We start from the raw sequence: 6,284 nt of genomic DNA, 5'->3' as shown, positions 1-6,284 counted from the left end.
GCATCCCGGAACACCGGGAAGACGTCATACAGCTCGCGCCCCATACCCAACCGCTGAGCACCCTGACCCGTGAACAAGAACGCAGTACGCCCCGACACAGCAGAGGAAGACTCCGTCAACGCGTTCAGTGCAGTGAGGAGTTCGTCCCGCTCAGTACCGACCACCACCGCCCGGTGCTCCAGCGCCCCACGCGTCGTCGCAAGAGAGAACGCCACATCCACCGGCCGCAGCTCAGCCCGCCCGGCAACAAACGACCCCAGCCGCGCGGCCTGCGCCCGCAGAGCTTCCGGAGAGGCGCCCGAGAGCACCCACGGCACCACACCCCCGCCCCCGGACTCGGCCTGGACCGGCCCGTCGGCAGGCTCCGGAGCCTGCTCGATGATCACGTGCGCGTTCGTGCCGCTGAACCCGAACGACGACACCCCGGCCCGCCGCGCCCCGCCCGACTCGGGCCAGTCAATCTGCTCACCGAGCAGACGCACCTCGCCCGCCGACCAGTCGATATGCGGCGACGGCTCCTCCACGTGCAGCGTGCGCGGAAGCACACCCGCCCGCAACGCCATCACCATCTTGATGATCCCGCCGACTCCCGCGGCAGCCTGCGTGTGCCCGATGTTGGACTTCAACGACCCCAACCACAGAGGCCGTTCCTCGGTGCGGTTCTGCCCATAGGCCGCCTGGAGCGCCTGCACCTCGATCGGATCGCCCAACGACGTCCCCGTGCCATGTCCTTCCACCACGTCGACGTCAGCGGGAGTGAGGCCGGCAGAGGCGAGCGCCTGCTTGATGACACGCTGCTGCGACGGCCCATTGGGCGCGGTGAGGCCGTTGGAGGCGCCGTCCTGGTTGACCGCGCTGCCCCGGACCACCGCAAGGATCGGATGCCCCAGACGCTGGGCGTCGGACATTCGCTCCACCAGGAGCATTCCCGCGCCCTCGGCCCAGCCGGTGCCGTCCGCACCCGACCCGAACGCCTTGCAACGCCCGTCAGGCGAGAGTCCACGCTGACGGCTGAAATTCACGAATGCGCCCGGTGTCGCCATCACCGTCACCCCACCCGCGAGAGCCATCTCACACTCACCCGCACGCAACGCCTGGACGGCGAGGTGCAGCGCCACCAACGATGACGAGCAGGCGGTGTCGACGGTGACCGCCGGGCCCTCAAGCCCGAAGGTGTACGACAGTCGGCCGGAGACCACGCTGGCGGCCGTGCCGGTTCCCATCAGCCCTTCCATATGCCCTGGCACCTCGCGCAGACGTGATGCGTAATCGTGGTACATCACTCCCGCGAATACGCCGGTCCGGCTGCCGCGCAGGGTGGCCGGGTCGATGCCCGCGCGCTCGAAGGCCTCCCACGACGTCTCCAGCAGCAACCGCTGCTGCGGATCCATCGCCAGCGCCTCGCGCGGCGAGATCCCGAAGAACGCCGGGTCGAACTCGGCGGCACGGTGCAGGAAACCGCCCTCACGGGAGTAGGTCGTACCAGGATGATCAGGATCGGGATGATAGACATTCTCCAGGTCCCAGCCACGGTCGGAGGGAAACTCCGACACCGCGTCACCACCGGAAAGAACCAGATCCCACAGATCCTCCGGCGTCATGACCTCACCGGGATAACGGCAACTCATCCCAACGATCACAATGGGTTCGTCGACCCCGCCCCCGACCGGCGCCAGGGCGGCCGTGGCATGCTCGGCCTCGCCCACCACCTCGGCCAGCACATACCCGGCAAGAGCGGCAGGCGTCGGATAATCGAAAACCAGGGTCGCAGGCAGCCTCAAACCAGTCGTAGAGGTGAGACGGTTACGCAACTCCACCGCCGTCAACGAGTCGAAGCCCAAATCCCGGAACTGCCTCTCGGGCTCGACCGCCTCCGGCGAAGCATGCCCCAGCACCGTCGAAACAGCCGACCGGACCAGACCCAGCACATGGGCCGCACGCGCCGACCCATCCAACGCGCCAAGCGTACGAGCAAGCTCACTACCACCACCCCCCACACCTGCGGCCCTGCGACGGGCCCGGCCCCGGCCGGGCACCAACCCCCGCAACATCGGCGGCACCAGCTCAACCGCCACATCAGCAGAACGCAGAGCACCAAGATCAAGCCGAACAGGAACCAGCAGGCCGCCGTCCTGGTCACCCGCGACCGCCCGGTCGAGCAGTTCAAGCCCTTCGGTCTCGCTCAGCGCTTCCGCACCGAGCCGTGCAATCCGCTGACGGTCCGACTCACCCAGCCCCGCGGTCATCGCACTCGACCCGGCCCACAGACCCCACGCCAACGACAGACCAGGCAAACCCTCAGCACGACGGGACTGGGCAAGAGCATCCAGGAACACGTTCGCCGCAGCGTAATTCGCCTGACCCGCGTTCCCGAAAACACCAGCAGCAGACGAGAACACCACGAACGCCGACAGATCGAGGTCACGGGTCAACTCGTGCAGATTCCACGCCGCATCCACCTTCGGACGCAACACCCCGTCCAGGCGAGACGCGTCCAGGGACTCCAGCACACCATCATCCAGCACACCCGCCGCATGGACCACGGCCGTCAGCTCACGACCGTCCAGGACCCGCGCCAACGCGTCACGGTCAGCCGCATCACACGCCTGCACCTCTACAGCCGCACCCTGAGCGGCAAGCTCATCACACAGCACGTCCATACCCTCAGCCGCCGGCCCACGCCGACTGACCAACACCAACTCCCGCACACCATGCACCGACACCAAATGCCGGGCCACGAGACCGCCCAGCGCACCGGACGCCCCAGTGACAAGGACAGGGCCCTGCCCGTAGGCGGCCGCAGCGTCGAGGACTTCGGTGCTTGCCGTGCGAACTGCGACCAGACGGGGGACACGAACCGACCCGTCCCGCACCGCCCACTGCGACTCACCACACCCCAGCCCGGCCGCCAGCTCCTCCGCACCCGCACCCACCGGAAGATCCGCCAGCACGAACCGCCCCGGAAACTCCGACTGAGCCGCACGCACCAAACCCCACACCGGAGCAACCCGCACATCCACCAACTCACCACCCAACACACCCACCCCACCGCGCGTCAACACAACCAACCGCGAATCCGCCAACCGCTCCTCAGCAACCCACCGCTGCACCAGACCAAGAACATCAGCCAGCTGATCCCGCACCGCATCCGGAACCGAACCACCACCAACCGGCACACACTCCACAACAACCGTGCCCGGCACAACCGAACCATAAGCCGCAAGCAGCTCATCCACATCCGCGAACGCGAGACCACCATCACCCAGAGGCGAATCCCCCAGCACCGCCCACGAGTCGGCCTCCGCCGTGCCACCACCGGCAGCGGGAACCCACTCCACCCCGAACAGGGAATCGGCATCGTCCCGGACCGACAACTGCTTCGGACTCACCTCACGCAGTACCAGCGACTCCACGGAGGCCACCAACTGGCCTTCTGTGTCCGCCACTCGGAGGGTAATGCTCTCCTCCGTGGAGGTGAGGTGGACTCGAAGGGCCGTGGCACCCGCTGCGTACAGCGCAACGCGACGCCACGAGAAGGGGACACGTGCACCGTCGACCTGTTCGTCGGCCGCCGCTGCGGCAGCGTGCAGGGCGGAGTCCAGCAGCGCCGGGTGCACCCCGAACTCCTCCGCTGTGCTGGCTGCTTCCTCTGGCAGCGCGATCTCGGCGAACACCTCGTCACCGCGCCGCCAGACCCGACGCAGACCCTGGAAAACGGGCCCGTAGTCAAAGCCCCGGTCGGCCATCGCGTCGTAGAAGCCGGCGATGTCGACCGGAACCACGTCGCGCGGTGGCCAGACGGCGAATTCGTCAGCGTTCTCCGAGGTTTCGGTTCCGGAGGCTATGCGGCCGGTGGCATGGCAGGTCCAGGGGGCGTCGGCAGTCTCGTCCTCGACGCGGGAGTACACGTCGATCGGGCGTAGGTTATGGGCGTCCAATTCACCGACGACGATCTGCACCTGGACGGCGCCGGTCGCCGAGAGCACCAACGGCGTCTGAAGGGTCAGCTCCTCGACTGTGTCGCAGCCGACCTCCTCACCGGCCCGCAGCGCCAGTTCCACCAGCGCGGTGCCGGGCACGACGACGGTGCCATGGACCGCGTGGTCCAACAGCCAGGCATGGGTCGCCAGTGACAGCCGCCCGGTGAGCAGCACACCCGAGCGGTCGGCGAGCGTGATAGCACCGCCTAGCAGCGGATGCCGTGCCGCGCTCAGACCCACAGCCGTGACATCACCGGCCCCGGCCGGGGCATCCAGCCAGTACCGCTCGTGCTGGAAGGCATACGTCGGCAACTCCACCCGCCGACCACCCGCAAGCACCGCCGACCAGTCGACCGAACCACCCCGCGCGAAGAAACCACCAGCCGCCTCGACAACCGCCCGCACCTCGGGCACCCGCCGCCGCAGCACCGCAACAGCATCCACCTCAAGCGTCTGCTCAACCAGCCCGGTCAGTACGGCGTCCGGGCCCACCTCCACGAACCGCCTGGCCCCGAAAGCATGCAGGGCCTGCAACGCGTCGGCGAACCGTACCGCCTCCCGCACATGCCGCACCCAGTACTCCGGCGCGGCAATCTCCGCGCCCACCACCGAACCGGTCACCGCCGACACGAACGGAACCGACGGCTCACGGAACGAAAGCCCCTCCACCACCGCACGGAAGTCCTCCAGGACCGGTTCCATCAACGGCGAGTGGAACGCATGACTCACAGCAAGCCGCTTCACCCGACGGCCCCTGGCCTCCAGGACGGCGGCCACCTCCTCGACCTCGGCCCCGGCACCGGAGACCACCACGGCCTCGGGCCCGTTCACCGCGGCAACACCCACCCGATCCCCGATCCCCTCCAGCAGCGGCAGCACCTCCGCCTCGGACGCCTGCACCGCCACCATCACCCCACCAGCGGGCAACGCCTGCATCAACCGGCCCCGAGCCGCCACCAGCACACACGCATCCGCCAACGACAACACCCCACTCACATGAGCAGCAGCGATCTCACCGATCGAATGCCCCGCCACCACATCCGGCACAACCCCCCACGACTCCAACAACCGGAACAACCCCACCTCCACCGCGAACAACGCCGGCTGAGCAAACTCCGTCCGCGACAACACCTCCCCGTCCCCACCCCACATCACCTCACGCAGCCCACGCGACAACACCCCGTCCAGCTCCGCACACACCTCGTCCAGCACACCCCGGAACACCGGGAACACCTCATACAGCTCCCGCCCCATACCCAACCGCTGAGCACCCTGACCCGTGAACAAGAAAGCGGACATGCCCTCCACCACAGGCCCGACAAGAGACAACTCACCCAAACCCGCCACAAGCTCGTCTCGCTCACCACCCACAACGACCGCCCGATGCTCCAGCGCCCCACGCGTCGTCGCAAGAGAGAACGCCACATCCACCGGCCGCAACTCAGCCCGCCCCGCAACAAACGAACCCAACCGCGCCGCCTGCGCCCGCAGAGCTTCCGGAGAAGCACCCGAGAGCACCCACGGCACCACACCCCCGCCCCCGGACTCGGCCTGGACCGGCCCGTCGGCAGGCTCCGGAGCCTGCTCGATGATCACGTGCGCGTTGGTGCCGCTGAACCCGAACGACGACACCCCAGCCCGCCGCGCCCCGCCCGACTCCGGCCACACCATCTGCTCACCAAGCAGACGCACCTCACCCGCAGACCAGTCGATATGCGGCGACGGCTCCTCCACATGCAGCGTCCGCGGAAGCACACCCGCCCGCAACGCCATCACCATCTTGATGATCCCGCCCACACCCGCCGCAGCCTGCGCATGCCCGATGTTCGACTTCAACGACCCCAACCACAGAGGCCGTTCGTCGGTGCGGTTCTGTCCGTACGTGGCCTGGAGCGCCTGCACCTCGATCGGATCACCCAACGACGTCCCCGTGCCATGTCCTTCCACTGCGTCGACGTCAGCGGGAGTGAGGCCGGCAGAGGCGAGCGCCTGCTTGATGACGCGCTGCTGCGACGGCCCATTGGGCGCCGTGAGGCCGTTGGAGGCACCGTCCTGGTTGACCGCGCTGCCCCGCACCACCGCAAGAACCGGATGCCCCAGACGCTGAGCATCGGACAACCGCTCCACCAACAGCATCCCCACACCCTCGGCCCACCCGGTGCCGTCCGCACCCGACCCGAACGCCTTGCAACGACCATCAGCCGCCAAACCACGCTGACGGCTGAAATTCACAAACGCCTCCGGCGTCGCCATCACCGTCACCCCACCCGCGAGCGCCAACTCACACTCACCCGCACGCAACGC

At 68.1% G+C, this 6,284-nt stretch carries 1 protein-coding gene; it reads right to left on the bottom strand.

Annotated elements, in window-relative coordinates; translation table 11 throughout:
• Nucleotides 1-6,284: type I polyketide synthase (locus ACFVFH_RS35575; protein WP_383777059.1), on the bottom strand; the 6,284-nt coding region annotated here is incomplete at both ends.

The organism is Streptomyces sp. NPDC057697, assembly GCF_042799335.1.
Taxonomy (GTDB): domain Bacteria; phylum Actinomycetota; class Actinomycetes; order Streptomycetales; family Streptomycetaceae; genus Streptomyces.
This window is presented reverse-complemented; position numbering and strand designations above follow the sequence as displayed.